Raw genomic sequence first — 25,371 nt, forward strand, 5'->3', positions numbered from 1 at the left:
CAAAATGGGACTATGGCTATGATGCGGACGAAAGGTCGCGAGGTGCTTGTGGTAGCTCTCGCGCTTGCCATCGGATTTGGCCTGCGGGCTTGGTTCATCACCCATGGCCCCAGGGTCACCGGGGACAGCCTCGTCTACGGCGATATCGCCAAGAACTGGCTGCGGCATGGCGTCTACGGGTTCACCAGAGGTCTCGGTGCCAGGCCGACCCTCCTGCGTCTTCCCGGCTACCCCATCTTTCTCACCGCATGTTTCGCGGTCTTCGGCGTCGATCACTACGGCGCGCCCATGTTTGTGCAGGCCGTCGCCGATCTCTGGACCTGTCTGCTGGTGGCCGGCATCGCGCGGCGGCTCTATGGCGAAAGAGCCTGGTGGCTGGCGCTCTGGCTGGGTGTGCTGTGCCCCTTCACCGCGAACTATACCGGCGCAGCCCTCACCGAGACGCTCAGCCTGCTCTGTATCGCCGCAGCCTTTTACGCAGTGCTGCGTTGGCGGGATGCCGGCCTCGGCATGAACCGCTGGGTGGTCGGTGCCGGGGCCGCAATGGCCTATGCGGTGCTCCTGCGGCCGGAGCAGGGCTTACTGGCGGCGGCGGTGGTCCCCGCGATGGCCTGGATGGCCTGGCGAGGGAAGGGAAGGCTCGCGGCGGTCGCTGCCACAGCTCTCCTGATCGTGCTGCCTCTCGGCCCCTGGGCCGTACGCAACTGGATCACCTTCCATGTCCTCCAGCCGCTTGCTCCGCGTAACGCCACCGACCCGGGCGAACTCATCCCGGTAGGCTTTCAAAAGTGGTACCGAACCTGGGGCCTGGACTTCATCACCACCGACTCCGTGTACTGGCACTACGACACCGATCCCATCCTCATGAAGGATCTGCCGGACCGCGCGTTCGATACCGCGCAGCAGCGAAAGACCACCGCCCAGCTCCTCGACGAGTACAACCAGACGACCACCGCAACGGCCGCATTCGACATGCGTTTCAAGGCGATTGCGGACGAACGGGTCAAGGCATCGCCGCTGCGCTACTACGTGGAGATGCCTCTCGGAAGGCTCACGAACATGCTCTTCCGCCCCCGCACGGAGCTGATGAATGTGCCTCTGGACTGGTGGAAGTGGGGCAGGTGGGCCTGGATCTCCGTAGGCCTCGGGATCATCAACCTGCTCTACTTCGGCCTCGCCGGCTGGGGCATCGGCAAGGCAGGAATCGGAGGGGCCGCAGGTTGGGGCATGCTGGCCTTCTGCGTCCTGCGCTGCGCCCTGCTGGCCACGATCGATAACTCGGAGCCGCGCTACACGCTGGAACTCTTCCCGCTTATCTTCGTCTGGGCCAGCGGGGTGCTGGCCTACTCCGCCAACGGGTCGAGACGCCCTAGATCGTGAAGTCGTTCAGCCTCTGCCACAGCGTCTCGTCGATCGGAATACCCTTGGCCAGATTCTCGTCGCGCAGCCGCAGCGTCTCTTCGCCGGGATAGCGCGGCGGTCGCGTGCCCTCGATCGGAGGCGCGGCATGCAGGTCGTCGAGAATCGACTCGGCAATCTGTGAGAGCTGTGCCGGATCGGTGAAGTTCGTCGGGTCGATCGCCAGAAAGAACTGCGACAGTCCTGACTCCTTCAGCGGATCCAGCGGAAGCTGATGCGTGGACAGCCCGCCCGAGAGCATCGCGGCGAACAGGTCCAGCGAAAGCGACAGACCGGAGCCCTTCCAGAAGCCGATCGGAAGCGTACGCAGCGACGTCTCGATGGCCTTCGGATCCGTAGTCAGCTCGCCTTCGCTGTCATACCCGCCAGGAACCGGAAGCTGCGCCCCCCGCTGCGCGTAGGCCGCCAGCGACCCCATCGAAAACTGGGTCGTGGCCATATCGAGCACCACCGGCGACGCGGCGCGTGGAACCGCCAGGATAAGGGGATTGTTCCCAATCGTCGGTTTGGCAGTGCCCCAGGCCGGCGTATTGGCCAGCGTATTGGTCCAGCAGATCCCGAACATCCCCTCCGTCGCCGCCTGCCAGCCATAGGAGCCGCCACGCATCCAGTGGTTGGTGTTCGAGAGCGCCACCGCTCCCATGCCATGTTCACGGGCAAGCTGCATCGCGCGCCCCATCGCGGCATACGCGTTCAGATTGCCCGGTCCGAGGTTGCCGTTCCAGCGCTCGATCGCCCCGAAGCCCGAGGTCTTGGTGGGAACAGCATCCGGCACGATATGCCCCGTCCGGATCATCGCCGAGAAGCGAGGAAAGCGCGCAAGCCCATGCGTCCGGACGCCGTCGCGGTCCGTCTCGGCAAACAGCCGCGCGCAAAGGGGGGCGGTTTCGCTGGGAACGCCAAGGTGGAGGATCGTCTTCAGAAGTGCGGCGTAAAGGTCGTCGTAAGGGACTCGAAGCATACCGCTTAGGGTAGGGGGTATCGCCTCCGGGTGGCAAGGGACCCTCCGGCTGTCCGTCCCCGGCCTCCCTGGTCCCGCACAAAAAACACGGACCATTAAAGTTCTCTAATCCTCCGCCGATAACCCATCCAGAGGAGGAAGACCATGAAAATCCCCACCCTGCCGCCCACTCTCAGCCCCGCCGAGGAGCCCCTACCCATCGAGATCGACGGCCCCGCCGACGTCCGCTGGAACAAGATCCGCGACCTCCGCGCCCGCATCGACTCCGGCACCTACCGCATCCCTTCCACCGCCATAGCCTCGTGCATCCTCGACGCGATCACCAGTTACAAGTAACCGCCCCGCGCGCGAGCGGACCAGTCCGGTCCGGCAATGCCCCCGCAGTTTCGCCCTGCAAACGCTTTTGTGATCCCGCCAAGCCTCCTCAAGAGAATCCGCTATCATCAGGAACGAACGGCAAATCCCTTCGCCGACACGATCGTGAGCGATGCAAAGGTTCCAATGAGTTCTGTTGACTCCGAGATATCCGCCGCTGCCGTCACCGAGCGCGAAAGTCTCTTCGAGCGTTGGTCGTGGTTCTACGCGCTCTGCCGGGAATACCTCTTCCGCGACCACACCGACGAGATCGCCGGCTCGCTCTTTCCCTCCGAAGGCCCCCGCCCCGGCACCCATGTCGTCGAACTCGGCTGCGGCCCCGGCTTTTACTCCTGCCGCCTCGCCACCGAGTTCCCCGGCATCCAGACCACCGGCATCGACCTCTCCGAAAAGCTTCTCCTTCGCGCCAAACTCCGCGCCGCCCGCCGCCGCCTCGTCAACTGCGACTTCAGTCTCGGCGACGCCTGCTCTCTTCCGCCGTGGATCGCCAACGTCGACGCCATCGTCGTCTCGCGCCTCTTCCTCATCGTCCCTGGCCGCGAAGCCGTCCTCTCCGAGATCCACCGCGTCCTCCGCCCCGGTGGCCGATGTTTTATCGCCGAACCCACCTCCGGCTTCCGCACCCGCATCCCCCTCAGTTGCATGTGGATCCTTTCGAAACTCACCTCCAGTCCCGGTGGCAGCTACCGGGAACCCCTGCAAGCCCACGTCATGACCCGACCCGACTTCTCCACCCTCATTCACTCCCAGCCCTGGGAGTCGGTCGACCTCCAGTACGACGGCTGGTACCAGTACGCCGTCTGCCAGAAGCGCAAGGCATCCGACCCGGCCGCTGAGGTAGCCTGAAGGAATGAGTTACCCCGTTCTAAAAGCAGGCCAGCCGGACCAGTCACGCTCCGGCCTCTGTGCCCTTGCCGTCATGGCCAAGGCACCCCGCCCCGGCAAGGTCAAAACCCGCCTCGCGCCCCCGCTCACCCTCGATCAGTCCGCGGCCCTCAACATCTGCTTCCTCAAGGACACCACCCAGAACATCGACTCCATCGAAGCCGCCGCCGGCCTCGTCTGCTACACCCCCGTGGGCGATGAAAGCCTCTTCGACACCCTCCTGCCGCCCTCCTTCGCCCTTATCCCGCAGCGAGAAGGCACCTTCGGAGAACGCCTCCTCGCCGCCGCCCAGGACATCCTCAGCACCGGTTTCGGCTCCGTCTGCCTCATCGACTCCGATTCCCCCACAGTCCCCGCCGCGGCCTTCGCCCAGGCCGCCGAAGCCCTCGCCCAACCCGGCGACCGCATCGTCCTCGGCCCCTCCGACGACGGCGGCTACTACCTCATCGGCCTCAAGCAGGCACACCCCGAGCCCTTCCAAAACATCACCTGGTCCACCTCCGTCGTCTGCGCCGAAACCATCGAACGCATCGCAGCCGCCGGCATCGAGCTCGTCCTCCTGCCCACCTGGTACGACGTCGACGACGGTGCCACCCTCGCCGTCCTCCGCGCGGAGCTCCTCGAAGCCACCCCGCCCCCCTTCACCACCCTCCCCGGCTACGCCGCCCCGCACACCCACACATTCCTCGAAGACATGGAGCAAGCACGTTGAGCACCACCACACCCCACTGGGCAGACGCAAAACCCTGGCACACCAACATCGCCCTCGCCCTCCTGGGCGCGGCTCTCTTCTGGTTCTCCGGCCAGTACGTCCGCGAGTCGCACGCGTTCTGGATCGGCTTCTCCGGCACCTCCAGCTCCATGGCCGTCCTCTACCTCGCCAGTTGCTTCCTCGTCCTCACCCAGCCCGCCGACAGGTGGACCATGCGTATCCTCTGGACCGTGGCCATCGCGTGCAATCTCGTCACCATCTTCGCCCCACCCTTCTCCTCCACCGACATCTACCGCTACGTCTGGGACGGCATCGTACAGCACGCCGGCATCAACCCCTACCGCTACCTCCCGGCCGACCACGCCCTCGCCAACCTCCAGAAGAACTACAGCGACATCTACGAGAACATCAACCGCAAGGAGTACGCCCGCACCATCTACCCGCCCGCCGCCCAGTGGGTCGATTACCTCATCACCGCGGTCAGCCCCACCGTCACCTGCTTCAAATTCTTCATGGTCCTCTTCGAAGGCCTCACCTGCTGGGCGCTCATCCGTCTCCTCACCGCCCTTGGCCGCCCCCGCGAACAGGTCCTCCTCTTCGCCTGGTGCCCACTCCTCACCTGGGAGTTCGGCGGCGGAGGCCACCTCGATGCCATTGCCATCACCTTCATCGCCCTCGCCCTCCTCTACCGCTTCCGAGACTCCCGCGTCCTCACCGGCGTCTTCCTCGGCCTCGCCGTCATCACCAAGATCTACCCCCTCGTCCTCTTCCCAGCCCTCTACCGCAAGGGCGACTGGAAGATGCCCGCCGCCATGACCGCCACCATCGCCGCCGGATACGCCTGCTACTCCTCCGCCGGCATGCTCATCTTCAGCTTCTTCAACGGCTACGCCAAAGAGGAGGGCCTCGACACCGGCACCCGCTACTTCCTCCTCGAACTCGCCCAGAAGACCGCCGGTTTCCACTGGCTCTCGAACGGCATCTTCCTCGCCCTCTGCGCACTCATCTTCGCCGGCATCTCCCTCTGGGCCTTCAGCATCAGCCTCGAACGCGGCGGTGCCTTCCTCCGCCCAGCCTTCGCCCTGGCCTTCGCCCTCATGATCCTCTTCTCGCCGCACTACGGCTGGTACATCGCCTGGCTCATCCCGTTCTTCTGCCTCATCCCCAACCTTCCCCTCGCGACCTACCTCATGGCCTTCTTCTATGGCTACACCACCTGGTGGGCCGACCCCGGTCCCAAAATGTTCTATCTCAACAAGTGGCTCTACGGCGTTACCCTGATGGCAGTCCTGCTCCATCTGGCGTGGAACGCCCTCAAGCCCTTCCGCCCAGCCCTCTTCGCACGTCCGGCCTTTCCTGCATCCAAGGAGATCAACGTATGAGCAGCCTCCTCCCGATCCTTCCGCCGTCCGATCTTCTCGCCGAGCCCGAAGTCCTCTCTCCCGCCGCCCAGAAGGCCGAGGAAGAGAAGAACGCGATGCGAAAGTACTTCCAGAAGCCCGGCTCCCAGTCCGAACTCACCGGCCACGCCAGCGCCGAGCCCGTCTGCCTCTATCTCGAGACCACCAACCGCTGCAACCTCCTCTGCGTCACCTGCCCCCGCACCTACGAGCAGCTTGAGCCCGAAGCCGACATGCCCTGGGAGCTCTTCACCTCCCTCATCGACCAGTACCCCAACATCGCCCGCGTCGTCCTCCACGGCATCGGCGAGCCCATGCTCGTCAAGGACATCGCCCAGCGCGTCAAGTACCTCAAGGACCGCAACATCTACGTCCTCTTCAACACCAACGGCACCCTCCTCAACGACACCAACGGTCGAGCCCTCATCGAAGCCGGCCTCGACGAGCTCCGCGTCTCCCTCGACGCCGCCGAGTCCGAGGTCTACCAGATGGTGCGCGGCAAGGACTTCTTCGCCAAGATCGTTCAGAACGTCAAGAACTTCACCCGCCTCCAGCGCGAACTCAACGCCCCCAAGCCCCGCGTCTCCCTGTGGCTCACCGGCCTCCGCGAAACCGTCGACCAGCTCCCCAGCTTCGTCCGCCTCGCCCACGAGTGCGGCGTCACCGAGGTCTACCTCCAACGCCTCGTCTTCTTCGACTCCGGCGAGGCCAACGAGGGCTCCATGGCCCGCGCCGAATCCGCACTCTTCGAACACACCACCGCTGACGAAGAGGCGCTCATCAAAGAAGCCGAAGACGTAGCCAAAGAACTCGGCGTCATGTTCTCAGCCTCCGGTGCCGTCGACCCCGGCGAGTCCATCCGCATGCAGCAGTCGGACGCCCCCTGGAGCCTCTGCCGCCGCCCCTGGTCGCTCATGTACATCACCGCCAACGGCCGCGTCCTCCCCTGTTGCATCGCCCCGTTCAGCATGAAAGGCTACGGAGCCTTCACGCTCGGCGACGCCACCCAGTCCTCGCTCCGCGATATCTGGAACGGAGGCGAATACGTCCGCTTCCGCGAAGGCCTCCTGACCAGCGCCCCACCCCCCGCCTGCACCAACTGCGGCCTCCGCTGGAGCCTTTAACGAACTCTCAACCCACCTCGTCCACTGACCATCCCTGTTGCCATTGCCCCTTTGGTTGTCATTCCCGAAGGGGATCTGCTTTTGCTTTTGCCTTTGCTTCTGCCCTTGCCCTTGGAATGAGAGTGGGGCTTTAGCCCCACGCCCCGCCCACCAACAGAAGGGGGCTTCAGCCCGGGGCCGTTGCCTGTCCTTATCCGTCTTTCTTTTCCCATCCCGCTCAAACCGTGCTTCTCGGACTCCGATGCGACCCGTGTCTCCCGCGTGATCCGAAACAAAAGTGTTTCTCATCGATGCATGCGTAAGGCTGTAAACCCACGATCGACGGGCAACTGAAGATCTTCGAAACGTCGAAACGTTTCCCGGAATGTTCTCCCTCGTCACACAGAGCAAAGTTTCCCGCGAATACCGCGCTCCACGAAAACAGGCGACCCGAATACGCTCAAGATTTCGGCTACAATCCCTCCATGCACATGGATGCCGTCGAAATTCGCAGAGCATTGGACGCGAACGAGTTCATTCCGTTCTTCCAGCCGTTGGTCGTATTGCGGACGGGGCAGTTGGCCGGATTCGAGGTGCTGGCCCGATGGCAGCATCACACCAGGGGCCTGATCCCGCCCAACGATTTCATCCCTTCCGCAGAGAAAGAGGGATGGATCGATGAACTCATGGACGGCATTCTCCAGAAAGCGTTTATGATCGGCGCGTCGATCCCCGAACACCTGACCCTCTCGGTGAACATCTCGCCCGTGCAGATGAACGACATGGCCCTGCCCGGGAAGATTCTCAGTGTGTCGCAGCAGACCGGCTTCGCGATGGATCGCATCATCGTCGAGATCACCGAGAGCGGACTCATGGGGCACCTCGAATCCGCACAGTCCATCGTCAGCGACCTCAAGGCCATGGGCTGTAAGGTGGCGCTCGACGACTTCGGCACCGGCTACTCCAGCCTTCTGCATCTTCATTCGCTCCCATTCGACGACCTCAAGGTGGACCAGAGCTTCGTCAGCTCTATGAAGGACAGGCGCGAAAGCCGCAAGATCGTGGCCGCCGTCATCGGCCTGGGGCAGAGCCTCGGGCTAACCACCGTCGGTGAGGGCGTGGAGACCCAGGAGCAGGCCGAGATGCTCCTCTGGATGGGCTGCGAGATCGGCCAGGGCTGGCTCTTTGGAAGGCCGGTACCAGCGGCGAAGCTGCCCGACGTCATGGCGATCCTGCGCCCAAAGATCTCCCTTGGCCTCTCGACCCTGCTCGCCAGCAACTCCATGCGGAACTTCGATGGTCTGCCCGCCCAGCGTCTCGCCCAGTTGCAGGCCGTCTACGACGGAGCGCCGGTAGGCCTGGCCTTCCTGGATAGGGAACTGCGCTATGTCAGCCTCAACCAGAGGCTCGCCGTGATGAACGGCCTGCCCGTCGAAGACCACCTCGCCCGCTCGGTCGCAGACGTCCTGCCCGAACAGTTCGCGCAGGTCGAAACCTATATCCGCCAGGTGCTCGATGGAGAAGGGGCAACCGCGGTCGAAGTGACGACCGAAATCCCGGGAGTCAAAGGCGTGCGAGCACTCCTTCTCTCCAACCAGCCGGCGATCGACGAAGAGGGTGAGATCATCGGCGTGTCCATGGCGGTGGTCGACGTCACGGAGCGCAAGCGCGCCGTGCGGGCTCTCCGCGAGAGCGAAGACCACTACCGGCACATGGTCGAGTTCAATCCGCAGACGCCCTGGATTATGGACCCGGAGGGCAAGACCCTCGAGGTCAGTCCCGAGTGGGAGAGCACCACGGGCCTCACCAAGGAGGAGTCCCGCGATCACGGTTGGCTCGATGCCCTGCATCCGGACGACGTCGTCGCAACCGAGCGCACCATCGCCGAGTTCATCGCGGCAGGACTGCCCATCAGCGTGGAGTACCGCGTACGGAATCGTGAGGGCGGCTGGAAGTGGATGCGCTCCCGCGGAGCCCCACGCTTCGACGCGGCCGGGCAGATCGTCTGCTGGTATGGCAGCGTGGAAGACATCGACGAGCGCAAGCAGCTTGAGGACGCGCTCCGGGAGACCGAAGCGAAGCTGCAGGCAGCTCTGGCAACTCACCCCGTCGTCGCGGGGTGAGTCGTCGCGGGGTGAGTCGTCGCGGGGTGAGTCGTCGCGACGCATCTGATAGTGTTTAGCCCGTGAGTACCTCGAAAATCTCCATCGTCATCCCGGCTCTGAATGAGCATGAGTCCATCGGCCAGGTCGTCTCCGAGATGCCCTGGAACCTCATCGCCGAGTGCATCGTCGTCGACAACGGCTCCACCGACGCCACCGCTGCAATCGCCGCTGCCGCCGGTGCCCGCGTCATCCAATCCCAACGTGGCTACGGTGCCGCCTGCCTCGCCGGCTCACTCGCCGCCCTCCCCACCTCAGACATCCTCGTCTACATGGACGGAGACGGCTCCGACGTCATCGCCGGTCTCCCCGCGCTCATCGGTCCCATCGAGCGTAACGAAGCTGACTTCGTCCTCGGCTCCCGCCTCCTGGGCACGCGCGAAGAAGGCTCCATGCTCGGCTCGCAGGTCTTCGCCGGCCATCTCGTAGGCACCCTCGTCAAACTCACCTCGGGCTTCCGCTACACCGACATGGGCCCCTTCCGAGCCATCCGCCGCTCGTCCTTCGACCAGCTCGGCATGAGCGAACTCACCTACGGCTGGAACCTCGAGATGCAGATCCGCGCCGTCCAGAAGAAGCTCCGCATCCGCGAAATCCCCGTCGACTACCGCAAGCGCATCGGCGGCATCAGCAAGGTCTCCGGAGACCTCCGGGCCTCCGCCAAAGCCGCCGTCCGCATCATGGAAGTCCTCTTCCGCGTCACCTTCAACCGCAAGGCATGACCGTTGAACTTGCGATACCCTGCTTGCGTACAGGTTCGACAGGCGCTTCGACGCCGGAGGAGATGCAATGCAGAGTCGTATTATCGGCACCACCATGCCAGTCCTGGAAGTCGCACTATCGGGCAATGACGCCCTCATCTCCGAGGCCGGTGAGCTCTCCTGGATGACCCAGACCATCCAGATGACCACCCACACCCAGCTCGGCGGTGGTGGAGGCTTCTTCGGCGTCCTCAAGCGCGTCGCCGGCGGCGGTACCCTCTTCATGACCGAGTACCGCGCCGTCGGCGGACCCGGCGAAGTCGCCTTCGCCACCAAGGTCCCCGGCCACATCGTGCCCATTGAGGTCAACCCCGGCCACGAGTACCTCGTCCACCGCCATGGCTTCCTCTGCGCCACCTCGCAGATCCAGATCGGCGTCGGCTTTCAGCAGTCCCTCGGCGCCGGCATCTTCGGCGGCGACGGCTTCCTCCTCCAGAAGATCCACGGCTACGGCACCGCCTGGCTCGAGCTCTCCGGCGAGCTCATCGTCAAGGACCTCCGCCCCGGCGAAACCCTCCGCGTTCATCCCGGCCACGTCGGTGCCTTCCAGGCCTCCGTCTCTTTCCAGATCACCACCGTCCCCGGCATCAAGAACATGATCTTCGGCGGCGACGGAATCTTCCTAGCCGCGCTCACCGGCCCCGGCCGCGTCTGGCTCCAGACCCTCCCCCTCTCCCGCCTCGCCCACGAGCTCCAGGAGTACATGCCCGGCGAAGTCCGCCGCGAGAACATCCAAGGCGGCGTCGTAGGCGGCATCGTAGGCTCCCTCCTCAACAACGTGCGCTAAGAAGCAAAAAACAAAAAGACGGATAAGAACAAGCCTTCACTTGTCCTTATCCGTCTTTTTTATCCCTGGAATCGATGTCTCTGGAATCGCAAACGCAATCTACCGCTCGTTGACGACCTTACGCAGCGCGGGCCGTTCGCTTGCCACCGGCCGCCGCATCCCACTGCGGATCTGTGCCGTGTCCATATCCAGCTCCGCCAGCGTGCGGCTCAGCGTGTTCCGATGCATGCCAAGCTCCTCGGCCGCCTTGCACTGGTTGCCCTTGTGATTGGCGAGCACCATCAGCAGGTACCGCTTCTTGAACTGGCGGACAGCCTCGTTGTAGGAGACCCCGGTATTGTGCATCTGCGTAATAAGACCGTCGAGTTCGCGCTTCACTGGATTCCTTCTATTCGTTCTTTTTTCGATGCATCAACCCAACGCTGCCTACGACTCGGGGTGCGGATTTATTCGATGCGAGATTCTATTGTGCGACGTCTGGGGCTGTTTGATCCAATGGGGTGCGTTGTGCTTGAGCTCTTCGGCGCCTCGCAGGATCTTTTCTTGCAGGTCGTGCGGTACCACGAAGGATACCGCATGTGCGCCATCTAGGAAATAGGGAGTTAGCCTACTTTTTGCCACGAGTGTCGTTCCCGGTACAAAGGCGCTCACCGCCATCATCACCGCGACTCCCAGCAGGCACCCCCGGGCGAACCCGAACAGCCCTCCCAGCAGCCTGTCCGGCAGACCCAGACCCACCATGCGCGCCCCTCGCCGTGCAATCACCCCCGCAAGATGGAACACCACCATGCTCGCCACCACGATCAGCCCAAACGCGATCATGTCGTCCGCCGTCCTGGACGTAATCCACGGATGCATCCAGAGCGCCAGGTTCCCATAGAACCACCCGGCGAGCAGAATCCCGGCAATCAGCCCCGCAAACGAAAAAAGCACGCGGATAATCCCACGCAGCAGCGCCGCCACCGTCGACCACACCAGCACAATCACCAGCAGCCAGTCGAAGGCATTGAAGGTCTGTGGAGCAGGCAGTTGCATTACAGCTCCGCCCGGCCTGTCAGCAGGTGAAAAGCCTCCATGTACTTCGCCAGCGTCCGTTCCACCACCAGCGGTGGCAGCGCCGGCGCCGGAGCCTGCTTGTTCCAGTGAATCGACTCCAGGTAATCCCGCACATACTGCTTGTCGAACGAGGGCTGCGGCCCGCCCGGAGCATACTGATCCGCCGGCCAGAACCGGCTCGAATCCGGCGTCAGCACCTCGTCGCACAGCGCGATCTGGCCATCGATCAGGCCAAACTCGAACTTGGTGTCGGCCAGAATCAGGCCCTTCGACGCCGCATGCGCGCTCGCCTTCCTGAAGATGGCGAGGGTCAGGTCCCGCAGCTTGCCCGCGATCTCAGGGCCCACCGCACGCACAACCGCGTCATACGAGATGTTCTCGTCATGCCCGCCCGTATTGATCTTCGCCGCCGGCGTAAAGATCGGCTCCGGCAGCCGGTCCGACTCCTTCAACCCCTTCGGCAGCGGAATCCCGCAGATCCCCCCGGTCGTCTGGTAATCCTTCCACCCCGACCCCGAGATATAAGCCCGCACCACGCACTCGACAGGGAACATCTCCGCCCGCCGCACGATCATCGAACGCTCCGCCACCTGCTCCTCAAACGGCTTCAAACGAGCCAGCGTCTCCACCGAAGGATGAGGCTGCAGATGATTCGCCACCGTATCCGCCAGAAACTCGAACCAGAAGTCCGAGATCTGCGTAAGAATCCGTCCCTTCCCCGGAATCCCGGTAGCCAGCACATGATCGAACGCCGAGAGCCGGTCGGTCGCAATAAACAGCAGGTCGGACGTAGGTTCAGGGCCAAGCGCGTAGATATCGCGCACCTTGCCACGTGCAATCAAAGGAAGCGGGGAGAGGTCGGTCGTAAGCAGAGCGTCAGCCATTACAAAAACGGTATCACCCTCATGCACGCTAAGGGTAATTCACGCCCTCTGGAATTCCTTGCCGGCCAGCGGAAGGCCCGCACCACATCATCGCGCCACGACCGGCATACAAGTCACGAAGACCGTGCCGCAGGCCCCGTGACCGCCCGCGAAGGGCACCCGTCCCACAGAACAGCGATCACCGGCCTATGGATCACTTAGCCCGCCACTTCTCCGTCAAAGGACGATCCGCCAGCGCCTTGATAAACAACCCGCCCACCACCGACCGAGCCTGAAACCCAACCTGTTTCCCGGTCTTCGTGTCATACCAGTCCGTCAGCGGAACCCGCGAAGAGGTCTCATTCGACCACTTGAAAAGCGGATCCACCATCGCATCGAACGGCGCTCTGGAATCCGCCAAAGTAGCCGTCCAAAGCTCCCAATCCAGCTTCGTATAATCCGCCCTGCTATCCAGCGGCAGCCCATACACATTCATCTTCGTCAGGTAATACGCAATCTCCGTCTCCCGCACTTCCTTGGGGAACAGGTTGTAGTCCAGCAGCTTGTCCCACACCAGGTTGTACTTCTGGCTCCACGTCCCCGGACTGTTGAACGCCAGCTTATAGTGGTCGCCTTCCTTCGCCATCCCAATCCACTTCTGCGCATACTCCTTGGCTGTCTTGTCGTAGCTCCTGGCCTCGGCCTCATGACGCAGCAGCTTCGCCAGATCCGCATACGCCTCCAGCGCATCGATCGCCTTGATCGACAGGTTCGCGTTATGCGCCACATGCCCTGCAAAGTCGTCCGTCGTCAACTGCCGGTCCGGATCCAGCCCATACTGCTTCAAATACTCCGCCCACTGCGTCAACTGCGGCCAGAACCGCGCCGCAAGCTCCGTGTTGTGCTCCGTCCGCGCGACAGCATCCACCAGGATCAGCAGATTGCCGCTCTCCTCCACCGGCATCTGGTCCTCTTCGGTCTTCTCGCCGCCGCCGTAGTCCTGTCCATTCGCCAGCGGATACCGCCCCAGGTCATGCGGAGCAAACGGAAACTTCCACCGGTTCGCCATCGCCGCATACTCCAGGACCGGAAGCACCTGAGCCTCCAGCAGCTTCGGATTAAAGAAAAGAAACAAAGGGGAAGACGGATACAAAACATCCACCGTCGCCATATCGCCGTTCGAGAAGTTCTCCTTGGCAAACAGCATCGGATGCCCATCGCCATCCGCCACCAGCTTGTGAGCTGCAATCGCCTGCCGATACGACAGCGTGCAGAGCCACGCATAGTGCGCTCCCGCAGACTTCGTCAGGTCAGCCGTAAGCTCCGCATCGAACTTCGTCCCGCGCGCGTCGAGCCCCGCATACTCCGCCGTCGCGGCATCCAGCATCGTCGCCACCGGCATCCTGTTCCTCTGCCAGTAAGGCCGCAGATTCTGCTGCATCAACTGCACTGAAAACGTTTCCGTATACGCCACCATCAGGTGCGACGAAACCGGAGCAGCTGACACCGAGCCAAGCCCCAGCACCACCGACAAATGCGGAGCCGAACGTGTGCCCGGAACCGCACCCTCAAGATCGTCATCCATCCCCAGCACGCCGGTCTCTGCAAACGACCGCATCGCCCCCGAAGCAATCGAGGAAGACGAGCGCTCGTCCTTCGGAACCACCAGATGGAAGTAGCCCCAGTCGATCAGCAGGTCGTCGCCCGAACGGTTCAGCACACTCTGGTCCCGCGTCCCCACCGAAAGCACCTCAGCCGACTTGATCGTGTGCCGCGAAGTCGTCACCGGCTGGCCCTCAAAGCTCGTCGCCAGCGAGGCGGTTGCGTCCAGCATCACGTCCACCTGGTGTGCCGCTCCATCGGTCGCGTGCGCCGTCCAGGTCAGGTACGTCACTGGCCGCGACAGCACATCCAGGTCATCCAGAAACGCCGGCGTAAAGAAGCTCAGCTCGATCTCCACGCCAGACCCCGCAAACGTATACCGCGTATGCGTCGGCGTAAGCTCCATCGACGTCTGCGGCAGCGCGGGAACGCCACGCGGATCGGTCCCCATCACCCGGAACGCCTTGCCATCGATCCGCACCAGCGAGGTCAAAGGCTGCGCATGTCCCGTCCAGTGCTTCGTCGGCGAGTCCGTCAGATGATCCGTCGTCGACCACAGGCTGAAGTACGGATCGTGCGTAATCAGCGGTGTAGCAGGAGGGCGATTCTGAGCCATCAGCGTGACAGCAAACAAGAGGGCGGGGAGGGCGATTCGGCCAATTCTCATGAGAGGAGAAGCATACGGGCTGTGCTAGCCTTTGGGCAATCCTATGGAAACGCAGAAAGATCTTCCACGCGTCCTGAACGTGGCCCATGCCACGTCCATCGTCGTTGGCATCATCATCGGCAGCGGCATCTTTCTCGTGCCCCGCGAGATGATGGCCGCGGTCGGAAGCTCCGGCATGGTCTACGCCGTCTGGATCGTCGGCGGACTCCTCTCGCTCTTCGGCGCCATGACCTACGCCGAGATCGCTGCCATGCGGCCCCGCTACGGCGGCGAATACGCCTTCCTCCGCGAGGCCTACGGAGACACCGTCGCCTTTCTCTACATGTGGACCTGGATCACCATCGCCAAGCCCGCCTCCATCGCCACCATCGCTGCCGGCCTCATGCGTGTCCTCGGCACCTTCGACATCTTCGCCTTCCTCAACACCCCGGCCATCGGCCCCCTGCTCTGGAGCCAGCTCTTCGCCATCGCCGCCACCTGGCTCATCACCTGGCTCAACATCATCGGCACCCGCAAGGCCGGCAACGTGCAACTCGTCCTCACCTGGCTCAAGGGTCTCCTCATCCTCGTCATCGCTGGCTTCTGCTTCTTCGCCGCCGGTCATCATGGCAACTGGAACAACTTCAGCACCGTCTTCATCGGAGCGCGGGGTGGTTTCTCCGGCTTCATGGTCGCGCTCATCGCAGCCCTCTGGGCCTACGACGGATGGAGCGACGTCAGCCAGATGGCCGGCGAGATCGAGCGTCCCGAAAAGAGTCTGCCCCTCGCCCTCATCGGTGGCGTAGGCATCGTAGGCGCTCTCTACATGCTCACCAACGCCGCCATCCAGTACCTCCTGCCTGCGCACGTCATCGCCGCAGCCGAACGCCCTGCAGCCGACGCCATGCGCCTCGTAGCCGGACACTGGGGAGCCGGTCTCGTCTCGGTGGGCATGGCCGTCAGCATCTGCGCCACCTTCGTCGGCTCGGCTCTCTCAGGAGCACGCGTCCCCTTCGCCGCAGCCCGCGACGGTCTCTTCTTCCGCTCCCTCGCCTTCGTCCAGCCCAGGTTCAAGACGCCGTCCCACTCCCTCATCCTCCAGGCCGTTCTCGCCTCTTTGCTTCTCTTGCTGATCGGCCGCTTCCAGGCCCTCTTCTCCCTCGCCATCTTCTCGGAGTGGATGTTCTACGCCCTCACCGCCAGCACCATCTTCGTCTTCCGCCGCCGCGACGCCGCCAACACCCGCCCCTTCAGCGTCTGGGGATACCCCATGGTGCCGGCGCTCTTCATCCTCTCGGCGGCAGTCCTCCTCGCCTTCTCCATCCACGACCAGCCCCGCGAGTCCCTTGCCGGCATGGCCGTCATCCTCCTCGGCTGGCCGGTCCATCGTCTGTACCAAAGACGACACACAGCCTCTGCGTGAAGCGCACCAGCAAATGTGGTCCCGACGGCCACGTTTTCCATGCATGTCACCACGTTTTACCATCCCGAAAACTGCAGGTAAAACCCGAAGAAACCCGAAGAAAACCCCATAAAACCCGGAAATTCACCACAAAACCCCACAAATGCCGAAGGCGATTCTTTTCAACGACTTAGGCGTGTGTCAAACACGCACATTCTGTGGTGAGATCGGCACAAAATACCAAGAGGTCTAGGTAAAAAGCGAAAACTGGACGGACCAATCGGCGTGTGGACTCCTTCCGCAAAGGCGCGTCTATGCATGCGAAGGCATCACTTTTTTCCGCCCGGTGTTCAATATCCGACCACTCCTGTCGTATATTGAAAAAGCAGTCTGAGTGGAACGTCAGACGACCATTTTCCCAAGGAGCGTTGATGCGTACCGTACGTTTAGTCGGCCTCGAGTTGGTGTGTTTTGTTGCGTTTAGCACCTTTGCCTATGCCCAGGGAGGCGGAGTCCGCCCCGCCGCGCCGCGTCCCGTCCTGCTTGCGTTGGACACCGATCACGACGGCGTGCTCTCGCCCGCGGAGATCGCCGCCGCACCCAGTGTTTTGTTGAAGTTGGATACCGACGGCGACGGCAGACTCACCTCACTCGAGTACCTCCCCAGTCAGGCCGCCCCCGCGGGACAGGACCCCGAAGCCCTCGTCCAGCAGATGATGCTCCTCGACACGAACGGCGATGGCGTCCTGACCGCGAACGAAGTGCCGGAGCGTATGCAAGGCCTCTTCACCCGCGCCGACACCGACCACGACGGCAAGTTGACCCCCGACGAAATCCGCGCCTCGGTCAGGAAGCAGAGCGGCCCACGCGGCCGCGCCGACCGCACTGGTCAGGCCACTCGCATGGATCCAATCCTAAACGCCATCGACACCGACCACGACGGCATCCTCTCCCCCGCCGAGCTCGCTAACGCCTCTATCGCATTGAAAATGCTTGACTTGAATGGCGATGGAGCACTCGCGGCAGACGAAACGAAGATGCGCCAGATGACCGTGGCCGACCGCGTCGCGCACATGCTCGACGAATGGGATACGAACAAAGACGGGAAGATCGCGAAGGCAGAAGCTCCGGATCGCATGCAGGAGCAGTTCGCCACGCTGGACAAGAACGGTGACGGTTTTCTGGATCGCGACGAGTTGATCGCTTTCTTTTCCGCACAGACACCACAGCGCTAAACCGCAGAACCAAACCGGAACGATGGAGTGAACGATGCGAAAAGTATTTTGGAGTCTGGCACTTGCCGCGGTGTCGGCCCAGGGAATGGCCCCCTTCGGCGTTGCAGCGCAGAGCCCACGCAACACGACCGCCGAAGATGAGAACACCGGCGTGCGTGTGTTCCATCACGAGAACGTTCTCGGCACCTCGCTGGGGCTGAAGCTGAAGACTTCAGACGCCGCTTCGGCCGTGCGCGCGGAGTCGGCCGTGCTCGTCGAGATCGAGCGTTGCAACCGCATCCTCAGCGCCTGGAGTCCCGATAGCGAGTTCTCGCACTGGCTGGCAACGCGCGGAACGGCAGAGAAGGTCTCCTCTGAACTGATCGAAGTGCTTTCGCTGTTCGACGCATGGCGCACGCAGACCGATGGAGCGCTGGACGCTTCAGCAGAGACCGCGACGAAGCTCTGGAAGAACGCCGCGCTCGAACAGCGTCCGCCTACGACCCGCGAACGGGAAACGGCCGTCCGTACCATGCAGGCGGAGCACTGGCGCATCGATCGCGCAGCCGGGACAGCGGTGCATCTCGACGACGCTCCCATCGCGTTGAACAGCTTTGTCAAAAGCTACATCGCAGGACGCGCTGCAGATGCTGCCCTGGCTTCCGGCGCGACCGGAGTGCTGCTTAACCTCGGCGGCGATCTCGTAGCGCGCGGAGCCCTGACGGAGCGGGTCGCCATTGCCGATCCCGCTGCCGATGCCGAAAACGATACGCCACTCGATCTGTTGCATATTCAAAATCGAGCCGTGGCCACCAGCGGAGGCTACCGCCGTGGCGTCACGATCGACGGTCAGCATATCTCACATCTCTTCGATCCGCGCACCGCGGAGCCCGCCCTGCACGTCGCCAGCGCGACGGTGATTGCACAGGACGCCGTCGAAGCAGGTGCGCTCGCAACGGCCTTTGCCGTGATGCAGCCCGCGGAGACGGCAGCGCTCGCAGCCCGTATGCGCCACGTGGACTACATGCTTGTGCTTCCTGATGGCAGCCGCGTCGCAAGCCCCGGCTGGTCCTTGCAGCAGGCTCCCCATATTGTTCGCGCCGCTTACATCTCGCGTGCCACCGCTCCCGCACAACTCGATCTCCTGATCACGCTGGAACTTGCGCGCATCAGCGACCCCCGCTATCGCCGCCCTTACGTCTCGGTCTGGGTCGAGGACAAGGACCACTTCCCGGTCAAGACTATCGCGCTCTGGTTCGAGAAGGCTCGCTGGTTGCCTGACCTGAAAAGCTGGTATCACGACGATCAGATCCGCGCCCTCGCCGAGGGAACGGATCTTTCCACGACCATCAGCTCCGCGACCCGTCCCCCGGGCAAGTACACCCTCCGCTGGGATGGTAAGGACAACGCGGGCAAGCCCGTGAAACCCGGTCACTACACGATCTGCATCGAGGCCGCTCGCGAGCATGGTTCCTATCAGATCATCCGGCAGGAGATCGACTTCGACGGCCGGACAGCGAGGCAGGTGACCCTGCCGGGCGGCACCGAGATAGGCGGCGTCACCCTGGACTACGGTGCCCATGCCAAGTAATACGAGCGAACCTGCTGTTACCCCAGCGACCAGGCCACGCGCACCGATTCCACTCTCGGTGCGTGTGCGCAAGCAGACCGCGATCGTCTCGCGCTGGCTGCATATCTATCTCTCGATGGTCTCGTTCGCCGTCATTCTTTTCTTCGCGGTCACGGGCCTCACGCTGAATCACGCGGAGTGGTTTGCCAATCAGCAACGCACGGTCCAGCGCACGGGCTCGCTCCCGCACGACTGGCTCCGACCAACAACCGGGGAAGTCGGCAAGCTTGAGATCGCGGAGCGACTTCGTTCCAGCGAAAAGCTGCACGGGGAGGTGTCCGACTTCCGTGTGGACGACCAGCAGGTCGCGGTCAGCTTCAAGGCCCCGGGTTATGCGGCAGACGCATTCATCGACCGCGACAGCAATCACTACGACCTGACCATCACCAGCAACGGCTTCGTCGCGGTGATGAACGATCTCCACAAGGGACGCGATGCAGGCAAGGCGTGGGGATGGGTGATCGACGTCTCCGCCGTGTTGCTGACGCTGGTGTCTCTGACCGGGCTTCTTCTACTCTTCTTTGTCTACAAGCGACGCACAGCCGGGCTGATCGTCGGAGCGATCGGAGCAGTTCTGCTCTGGATCGCCTGGGCCAGGTTCGTGCCGTAAAAAGAATTGGGGCGGTGGAGTCATCCACCGCCCCATGGCCGTTTACGCAACGCGTCGCGGCTCATTGTCGCGGCTGCGATTGCCCGCACCCAGGTTGACACTGACGACCTTCGACACACCAGGCTCCTGCATCGTCACGCCATAGATGACATCCGCCTGGCTCATGGTGCGCTTGGAGTGAGTGATGACCACGAACTGCGTCGTCGCGGACATTTCGGCAATCAGCTTGGCGAAGCGGCCCACATTGGTCTCGTCCAGCGGAGCGTCGACCTCGTCCAGTACGCAGAAGGGTGCGGGCTGGAACTGGAAGATACCCACCAGCAGCGAGAGAGCGGTCAGAGCCTTCTCGCCGCCCGAAAGCAGAAGAATGTTCTGCATCTTCTTGCCTGGAGGCGAGGCCACGATGTCGATGCCGGACTCACTTGTGTTCTCGGGCTCGGTCAGCTTCATGAAGGCTGCGCCACCACCAAAGAGCTTCGTGAAGGTCACGGAGAAGTTATCGTTGATGATCTTGAATGCATCTTCGAACTTCACGCGCGACACATCGTCAATCTCCTTGATGGACTCCTGCGTATTGGCGATCGCGTCGAGCAGATCCTTTCGCTGTGTCTCGAGGAATCCGTGACGCTCAGCGGTCTCGTTGTACTCCTCGAGCGCCATCATGTTGACCGGGCCCATCGCTTCCAGGCGCTTCTTCAATTCACGCGACTCGGTCTCTTCGAAGGTGAGGGTCTCGCCTTCGATGCGGACGATGGTCTCATCGGCGCGAAGATCGGCAGCGGGGACAGCCAGGTCGTTAAGACTGGTCGCTTCCAGGTGCTCGATGTCCGCGGCCAGACGCGCCGCTCGCGCTGTCAGCGTGGCTCGCGATTCCCGCAGTGCTTCGGTCTCGGTACGCAGCGTGCGCAACTTCGCATCCAGTGCGTTCATCGCAGTGCGCAACTGGGCCGCTTCGGCGGTGAGGCGCTGCGCATTGGCGACCGCAGTGGCGCGCGCCTCGAAGAGTTCTTCCTGCTGCACGGCGAGCGCTCCGGTCTCCTCTTCGCGGCGCTGTTTCTCGTTCGCTGCGGCCTCAAGCTGTCCGGAGAGCTGATTGATGCGCTGCTCCTGATTGGCGTAGAGGCGTGCGGTTTGTTCGAGGTTCGCGGCAGCGTTGCGACGGCGCTCCTCAAGTGCGGCAAGAGCCGACGACGCGGCTGCGGCGGCCTGCTGCAGATGTTCACGTTCGGAGCGCAGCTCTTCCAACTGCGCCTGCAGATCGCCCAGCTTGACGTCGAGTGCCGTGCGCTCCGCTTCGAGTGCTTCAGCTTCGCCCTGGCGACGCGCAATGAGGTCGGACTTCTGGTTGCGTGCGTCTTTGTTGCGCGAGGCCGAGAGCGTCCACTCTTCCAGCCGCCGCTCGAGACGAGCGACCTCCTGCTCCATCTGGCGCAGGGCTGCGCCGGAGTTGGCGGATTCGCGCTCGGCGTCGCGGCGCTCGTGGGTGAGGTTCTCGATCTGCGCGTTAAGGTCCGCGATCTGATGCTGGAACTCGGCGGTGGCCTTGTCGGTCGCGGCAAGAGCGGTCTGGGCCGTGTTGACCTTATTCTGGACGTCGTTGAGCTCACGCTTGAGGGCCAGCGGCCCCTGCGACGAAGGGCGCCCACCCGTCACAGTAAGGCTTTGGAAGCTCTCGCCGGAGGGAGCGAGGAAGAAAGCCTGCGGATACTGCGCGGCGAGCGAGCGGGCGGTCTCGGAGTCCGGCGTGATGTACCCATTGCGAAGACGTGGCAGCAGGGATTCGACAAGGGCAGGGAAGTTGTCCACGCCTTCGGGACCCTTGATGCGGATGGAATCGCGAAGCGAGACGACACCCTCGGGGGCAGAGAAGTTGAGCGGGGCAATGTCGCCGATGTGAGCGTTCTGGTTGGCGACCAGGAAGGTCGCGCGACCGGCGACTTCTTTCTGAAGAAGCTGAACCGAGTTATCGGCGTCTTGCCAGTTGCGGACGACGATGTAATTCAACTCTTCGCGGAGGAACTCGTCGACGACGGACTCGTACTGGCCATCCACTTCGAGGAAGTCGGCGAGTGTGCCGATGGGCGCAGAAGTGGGTGCACCGGGGTTCTGCTTGGCGCGGTTGGTGTGGGCGCGGAAGATATTACGCACCGTGTCGGTGGAGTAGCTGTGCTCGCGGATGAGGGCTTCGAGCGCGTTACGGCGGCCGTTGAGTGTCGCCTGTTCGCCGCGCAGTTGGTCGCCACGTCGCTTGCTGGCAGTCTCTTCCTGGCGAGCCTTATCGAGCTCCGCGCGGTGCGTGGCGATCTCGGCTTCCAGGCGCTTGAGGCGTGCAGTGACATCCTCGTGCGACAGGCGTACCTGGCCGCGCTGCAGGCCAAGCGTGCCCAGTTCCTGACGGGCGTGCTCGGACTCTGACTCAAGCCGCTCGGACTCACGTTCGAGACCGGCGAGGGCGGCTGCGGCCTGCGTCTCTTCATTGCGTGTCTGCGAGACGCGCTGGACGAGTTGGAGGATCTGACGGCGGTTCTGCTCGGCCTGCTGCTCCGCCGATTGCAGAGCGCGGACGCCCTCCTGCGCGAGCTGCTGCTGCTTCTGAGCTTCGGCACGGGACTGCGCGGACTCCGCGCTGGCGGTCTCTGCGAACGACTTGTGCTTTTCCAGATCGCCGGCCAGCGCGGCAAGCTGGGCGCGGGCGGCGGCGAGGTCGTCCTGCCCCTGGGCGATGCGGCTGGTGAGCTCTGCAACGCGGTCTTTGTTGCCGGCGGCACGTGCGGTGACGCGCTCGAGCTCCACGGCGGTTTGGTTGGCGGCGGTGTTGGTCTCGCGAATCTGCTGGTCGAGCGCGTAGCCGTGGCGCACGCCCTCGGTGTGCTCCGCATCCATCGTTTCCAGGTCGGCGGCCTGCGCATCGATCTGTGTCGCGAGGCTCGCGATGCGGCTATTAGTTGCTGTCTGGTCGGCGTCGAACTGGGCGATACGGCTGGCGAGAACGACACGCAGGCGGGTACGAAGTTCGTCGCGGAGGGCACCGTAGCGCTCAGCCTTGGCGGCCTGGCGCTTCAGCGTGCCCATCTGTTTGGTCACTTCTTCGAAGATGTCGTTGACGCGCGAGAGGTTTTGTTTGGCTGATTCGAGCCGCAGCTCGGCAAGGCGCTTCTTGGTCTTGAAGCGGGTGATGCCGGCAGCCTCTTCGATGATGCCGCGGCGGTCGGCAGGCTTCGAGGAGAGGAGCTGCCCGATGCGTTCCTGGCCGATGATGGCGTAGCTTTCGCCACCCAGACCGGTGCCCATGAAGATGTCCTGGATGTCGCGGAGACGGCAGATTTTGCCGTTGAGCAGATACTCGGAGTCGCCGGAGCGGAAGAGGCGCCGCGTGATGGTGAGCTCGCCGGCGCGAATGGGCGTGCGCCCGAACTTGCGGCGGCGGATCTTGAGGACGACCTGCTGGTTTGGGATGCCGGCGGCGTTCAGCTCAACGTTTGGCTCGGGGATATTGGGGTCGGGAACGGGAACGGCAGCGGTGGATTTGAACTCGCCTTCCAGAATGGTACCGGGCTGGGCCTCGGCGACGGCGTCCTCGGTCTCCTGGGCGCGCTGCTTACGCAGTTCTGTCTCGTCCCAGTCGCCGGAGATGGGTGTGATGGCGGCGTTGGGGTCAGCCTCCTCCTCGTCATCCAGGGCGTTGTTGTCATAAACCTCGGGATCGACGAGGGTCAGCGAGACCTCGGCCATGCCGGTGGGTTTCCGGTCGCGCGTGCCGGCGAAGATGACGTCTTCCATCTTGATGCCGCGCAGCGATTTTGCGCTCTGTTCCCCGAGAACCCAGGTGATGGCGTCGGAGATATTGGACTTGCCGCAGCCGTTGGGGCCGACGATGGCCGCGATGCCGGAGCCGGAGAGCTGGACTTCAGTGCGGTCGCAGAAAGACTTGAAGCCGAGGATCTGGACCTTTTTGAGCTTAAGCATCGTTCCTCGTAGGGCCAGCGGTCGAGGGGAGCGATGGCCGCTGGGCCGGGGTATGGATTAACTGTAGCCGCGGGGCGGGATGCGGCAAAGGCCGAAAAAACGCGGAAATGTGGAATAAAGGGGCGAAATTCCGGCACCCGGAACGCTGGTGGCAACAGTTTGACAGGACCGGCGGGGTCAATTGGTGGAAAGAAAGCGCGGTCGTGGCATACTCGATTGCAGATGCTTACTTGCCAGAGGGGTTACCGCTTTCTATAATCCGCTTCATTGGTCTCCGGTCGAAAGGTCTAACCTTTCGGTCCGTGCCAGCGGGGTCCTGGGGGCGACCGAGAGGTGTTCCCCTGTGTCAATTTCAATTTTCCTGACCGCGGGAACTTCGGGCGTTGCGAGATGACCCGTACACCGGCGGCAGCATCGTAAGGAAGAAGAGATCTCGAGGAGCTTTGCATGAAGAAGGTAATGGTTGCGTCTCTCCTGTCGGCTGTCGCGTTCGCGTCTGTGGCGCCGATGGCGAATGTCGCGTTTGCTCAGGCTGCTGCTCCCGCTGCGGCTGGCCAGGTTCAACTTTCCCCGGCTGAGTACGCCGCTTACACGAACGCGACGTCTCAGACGGACGCGAAGGCGAAGGCTGCCGCGCTCGAGGCCTATCTGGTCTCGTATCCGCAGTCCGCGGTGAAGCTGGATGTGCTGCAGCAGCTGATGTTCGCCTACAGCACGATCGATGCGGCCAAGACGATCGATGCCGCCGACCGTATTCTGCAGCTCGATCCGCACAATATTCGCGCCCTGATCTCCGAGGTTGCCATGCGCGGCGCGCAGGCCGGCCAGGCGACCGATCCGGCAGCCCGCCAGACGGCGCTGGATTCGGCGGCGAGCTATGGACAGAAGGGTCTCGACGCCCTGTCGACCAAGCCGGCAGCGATGTCGGATGCCGACTACACGCAGTTGAAGGGCATTGGAACGCCGCGCTTCTACAGCGCCATCGGTTCCGCGGCTCTCAACAAGAAGGATTATCCCGGCGCGATTACGGCGTTCACGGCTGAGCTGAAGTCCGCTCCGCTGGCCGATACGACCACCCCCGGACCGATCCTTCAGGACACCTTCTATCTCGGTCAGGCCTACTACGGCTCGACCCCTCCTGATTATGTGAACTGCACCTTCTTCGCGACGCGTGCGGCTTCCTACGCTCCTGACAACTTCAAGGCGCAGCTCCAGCCGCTGGCCAGCTATTGCTACAAGAAGTACCACGGCAACGCAGATGGCTATGACGCTGTCGTGACGGCTGCCAAGGCGAATCTCTTCCCGCCTGCGGACTTCTCGATCGTCCCGGCTCCCAAGGCCTCGGATATCGCTCACCAGGCTCTTGCCGGAACCGCCGATCCGGCGACGCTGGCTTTGGCTGACAAGGAGTTCATCCTCCAGAACGGCACGCCTGAGGATGCGGATAAGGTCTTCGCCGCGATCAAGGGCAAGTCGGTGCAGATTCCGGGTGTTTTGATCGTCGACGGGAGCACAGCAAGCTCGCTGAAGATTGCGGTCTCGGACGATGCGGTCCAGAGCAAGACGGCTGACTTCACGGTGACGATGAAGGAGCCGCTCAAGGAAGCGCCCGCAGTCGGCACGAAGATGGACATCTCCGGTACGTACGATTCGTACACGCAGAGCCCAGCCATGATCACCATGGTCGACGGCGAAGAAGTGAAGAAGGCTCCTGTGAAGAAGGCAACTCCGGCACGCAGGACGACACACAAGTAAGCAGATGTTTTGCGGAAGAAAGAGGCAGCCTTCGGGCTGCCTCTTTTCTGTCCGGAGGTCAG

20 protein-coding genes are annotated in these 25,371 nt (G+C 63.1%); 14 read left to right on the forward strand and 6 right to left on the reverse strand.

From position 1 onward, the window contains the following. Positions 1–18 precede the first annotated feature (18 nt). Positions 19–1,380: an ArnT family glycosyltransferase gene (locus BM400_RS12260; RefSeq protein ID WP_245781848.1), complete on the forward strand. Its 1,362-nt coding sequence runs from the start codon at positions 19–21 to the stop codon at positions 1,378–1,380. Here BM400_RS12260 and yiaK read toward each other — a convergent pair. Then, the gene (gene yiaK, locus BM400_RS12265) at positions 1,370–2,380 is read right to left on the reverse strand and encodes a 3-dehydro-L-gulonate 2-dehydrogenase (protein WP_089839424.1); all 1,011 of its coding nucleotides are present in this window, start codon (positions 2,378–2,380) and stop codon (positions 1,370–1,372) included. The genes BM400_RS12260 and yiaK overlap by 11 nt on opposite strands. A 144-nt stretch (positions 2,381–2,524) precedes the next feature. On the opposite strand from yiaK, the gene BM400_RS12270 reads away from it, so the two are divergent. The 8 genes from BM400_RS12270 to BM400_RS12305 all read left to right on the forward strand — a co-directional run bounded on the left by BM400_RS12270 (position 2,525) and on the right by BM400_RS12305 (position 10,565). Beyond that, positions 2,525–2,716 (forward strand): flagellar biosynthesis anti-sigma factor FlgM, encoded by a 192-nt coding sequence (locus BM400_RS12270; protein ID WP_089839425.1) that lies wholly within the window; start codon positions 2,525–2,527, stop codon positions 2,714–2,716. A gap of 165 nt (positions 2,717–2,881) precedes the next feature. After that, a complete protein-coding gene (locus BM400_RS12275) occupies positions 2,882–3,601 on the forward strand; it encodes a class I SAM-dependent methyltransferase (protein ID WP_089841857.1) in 720 nt (239 codons plus the stop codon). Positions 3,602–3,605: 4 nt separating this feature from the next. Next, complete coding sequence (locus BM400_RS12280) at positions 3,606–4,352, forward strand: TIGR04282 family arsenosugar biosynthesis glycosyltransferase (RefSeq protein ID WP_089839426.1); 747 nt, start codon at positions 3,606–3,608, stop codon at positions 4,350–4,352. Further along, positions 4,349–5,734, forward strand: coding sequence for a glycosyltransferase family 87 protein (locus BM400_RS12285; protein WP_089839427.1), 1,386 nt, complete (start codon positions 4,349–4,351; stop codon positions 5,732–5,734). Before BM400_RS12280 ends, BM400_RS12285 begins: the two co-directional genes overlap by 4 nt. Continuing rightward, positions 5,731–6,876: a radical SAM protein gene (locus tag BM400_RS12290; protein WP_089839428.1), complete on the forward strand. Its 1,146-nt coding sequence runs from the start codon at positions 5,731–5,733 to the stop codon at positions 6,874–6,876. The genes BM400_RS12285 and BM400_RS12290 overlap by 4 nt, the downstream gene beginning before the upstream one ends. Before the next feature lie 464 nt (positions 6,877–7,340). Next, entirely contained in the window at positions 7,341–8,978 is a 1,638-nt protein-coding gene (locus BM400_RS12295) for a sensor domain-containing phosphodiesterase (RefSeq protein WP_089839429.1), read from the forward strand. Positions 8,979–9,040: 62 nt separating this feature from the next. Next, positions 9,041–9,739 carry a glycosyltransferase family 2 protein gene (locus BM400_RS12300; protein ID WP_089839430.1) on the forward strand — a complete coding sequence of 233 codons (699 nt, stop codon included), beginning with the start codon at positions 9,041–9,043 and terminating at the stop codon, positions 9,737–9,739. Positions 9,740–9,806: 67 nt separating this feature from the next. Beyond that, positions 9,807–10,565, forward strand: coding sequence for a TIGR00266 family protein (locus tag BM400_RS12305; RefSeq protein ID WP_089839431.1), 759 nt, complete (start codon positions 9,807–9,809; stop codon positions 10,563–10,565). A 99-nt stretch (positions 10,566–10,664) separates the two neighbouring features. Here BM400_RS12305 and BM400_RS12310 read toward each other — a convergent pair whose 3' ends face one another. The 4 genes from BM400_RS12310 to BM400_RS12325 form a co-directional block, all read right to left on the reverse strand. Then, entirely contained in the window at positions 10,665–10,943 is a 279-nt protein-coding gene (locus BM400_RS12310) for a helix-turn-helix domain-containing protein (RefSeq protein ID WP_089839432.1), read from the reverse strand. A gap of 48 nt (positions 10,944–10,991) precedes the next feature. Further along, entirely contained in the window at positions 10,992–11,600 is a 609-nt protein-coding gene (locus BM400_RS12315) for a CvpA family protein (protein WP_089839433.1), read from the reverse strand. Then, positions 11,600–12,505 (reverse strand): phosphoribosylaminoimidazolesuccinocarboxamide synthase, encoded by a 906-nt coding sequence (locus BM400_RS12320; protein WP_089839434.1) that lies wholly within the window; start codon positions 12,503–12,505, stop codon positions 11,600–11,602. The genes BM400_RS12315 and BM400_RS12320 overlap by 1 nt, the downstream gene beginning before the upstream one ends. Before the next feature lie 193 nt (positions 12,506–12,698). Further along, the gene (locus tag BM400_RS12325) at positions 12,699–14,753 is read right to left on the reverse strand and encodes a glutaminase family protein (protein ID WP_089839435.1); all 2,055 of its coding nucleotides are present in this window, start codon (positions 14,751–14,753) and stop codon (positions 12,699–12,701) included. Positions 14,754–14,796: 43 nt separating this feature from the next. Here BM400_RS12325 and BM400_RS12330 point away from each other — a divergent pair, with 43 nt between their 5' ends. From BM400_RS12330 to BM400_RS12345, 4 genes are all read left to right on the forward strand, one after another. Beyond that, positions 14,797–16,155 (forward strand): APC family permease, encoded by a 1,359-nt coding sequence (locus BM400_RS12330; protein ID WP_089839436.1) that lies wholly within the window; start codon positions 14,797–14,799, stop codon positions 16,153–16,155. Between the two features lie 410 nt (positions 16,156–16,565). Then, complete coding sequence (locus tag BM400_RS12335) at positions 16,566–17,369, forward strand: EF-hand domain-containing protein (protein ID WP_175529008.1); 804 nt, start codon at positions 16,566–16,568, stop codon at positions 17,367–17,369. 34 nt (positions 17,370–17,403) lie between these two features. Further along, a complete protein-coding gene (locus BM400_RS12340) occupies positions 17,404–18,939 on the forward strand; it encodes a DUF2271 domain-containing protein (RefSeq protein ID WP_089839438.1) in 1,536 nt (511 codons plus the stop codon). A gap of 64 nt (positions 18,940–19,003) precedes the next feature. Next, positions 19,004–19,588: a PepSY-associated TM helix domain-containing protein gene (locus tag BM400_RS12345; protein WP_217644111.1), complete on the forward strand. Its 585-nt coding sequence runs from the start codon at positions 19,004–19,006 to the stop codon at positions 19,586–19,588. A gap of 42 nt (positions 19,589–19,630) precedes the next feature. On the opposite strand, the gene smc is transcribed toward BM400_RS12345, so the two are convergent. Next, on the reverse strand, positions 19,631–23,554 hold the full coding sequence (gene smc, locus BM400_RS12350; RefSeq protein ID WP_089839440.1) for a chromosome segregation protein SMC: 3,924 nt from the start codon (positions 23,552–23,554) through the stop codon (positions 19,631–19,633). 447 nt (positions 23,555–24,001) lie between these two features. On the opposite strand from smc, the gene BM400_RS12355 reads away from it, so the two are divergent. Continuing rightward, positions 24,002–25,309 carry a hypothetical protein gene (locus tag BM400_RS12355; RefSeq protein WP_089839441.1) on the forward strand — a complete coding sequence of 436 codons (1,308 nt, stop codon included), beginning with the start codon at positions 24,002–24,004 and terminating at the stop codon, positions 25,307–25,309. Positions 25,310–25,371: the final 62 nt, after the last annotated feature.

The sequence above is a fragment of the Granulicella pectinivorans genome (assembly GCF_900114625.1).
Classification (GTDB): domain Bacteria; phylum Acidobacteriota; class Terriglobia; order Terriglobales; family Acidobacteriaceae; genus Edaphobacter; species Edaphobacter pectinivorans.

Coding starts and splice junctions, on each gene's coding strand:
- BM400_RS12260 (WP_245781848.1), top strand. CDS start 19: ATGATGCGGACGAAAGGTCGCGAGGTGCTTGTGGTAGCTCTCGCGCTT.
- yiaK (WP_089839424.1), bottom strand. CDS start 2,380: ATGCTTCGAGTCCCTTACGACGACCTTTACGCCGCACTTCTGAAGACG.
- BM400_RS12270 (WP_089839425.1), top strand. CDS start 2,525: ATGAAAATCCCCACCCTGCCGCCCACTCTCAGCCCCGCCGAGGAGCCC.
- BM400_RS12275 (WP_089841857.1), top strand. CDS start 2,882: ATGAGTTCTGTTGACTCCGAGATATCCGCCGCTGCCGTCACCGAGCGC.
- BM400_RS12280 (WP_089839426.1), top strand. CDS start 3,606: ATGAGTTACCCCGTTCTAAAAGCAGGCCAGCCGGACCAGTCACGCTCC.
- BM400_RS12290 (WP_089839428.1), top strand. CDS start 5,731: ATGAGCAGCCTCCTCCCGATCCTTCCGCCGTCCGATCTTCTCGCCGAG.
- BM400_RS12295 (WP_089839429.1), top strand. CDS start 7,341: ATGCACATGGATGCCGTCGAAATTCGCAGAGCATTGGACGCGAACGAG.
- BM400_RS12305 (WP_089839431.1), top strand. CDS start 9,807: ATGCAGAGTCGTATTATCGGCACCACCATGCCAGTCCTGGAAGTCGCA.
- BM400_RS12315 (WP_089839433.1), bottom strand. CDS start 11,600: ATGCAACTGCCTGCTCCACAGACCTTCAATGCCTTCGACTGGCTGCTG.
- BM400_RS12320 (WP_089839434.1), bottom strand. CDS start 12,505: ATGGCTGACGCTCTGCTTACGACCGACCTCTCCCCGCTTCCTTTGATT.
- BM400_RS12325 (WP_089839435.1), bottom strand. CDS start 14,753: ATGAGAATTGGCCGAATCGCCCTCCCCGCCCTCTTGTTTGCTGTCACG.
- BM400_RS12330 (WP_089839436.1), top strand. CDS start 14,797: ATGGAAACGCAGAAAGATCTTCCACGCGTCCTGAACGTGGCCCATGCC.
- BM400_RS12335 (WP_175529008.1), top strand. CDS start 16,566: ATGCGTACCGTACGTTTAGTCGGCCTCGAGTTGGTGTGTTTTGTTGCG.
- BM400_RS12340 (WP_089839438.1), top strand. CDS start 17,404: ATGCGAAAAGTATTTTGGAGTCTGGCACTTGCCGCGGTGTCGGCCCAG.
- smc (WP_089839440.1), bottom strand. CDS start 23,554: ATGCTTAAGCTCAAAAAGGTCCAGATCCTCGGCTTCAAGTCTTTCTGC.
- BM400_RS12355 (WP_089839441.1), top strand. CDS start 24,002: ATGAAGAAGGTAATGGTTGCGTCTCTCCTGTCGGCTGTCGCGTTCGCG.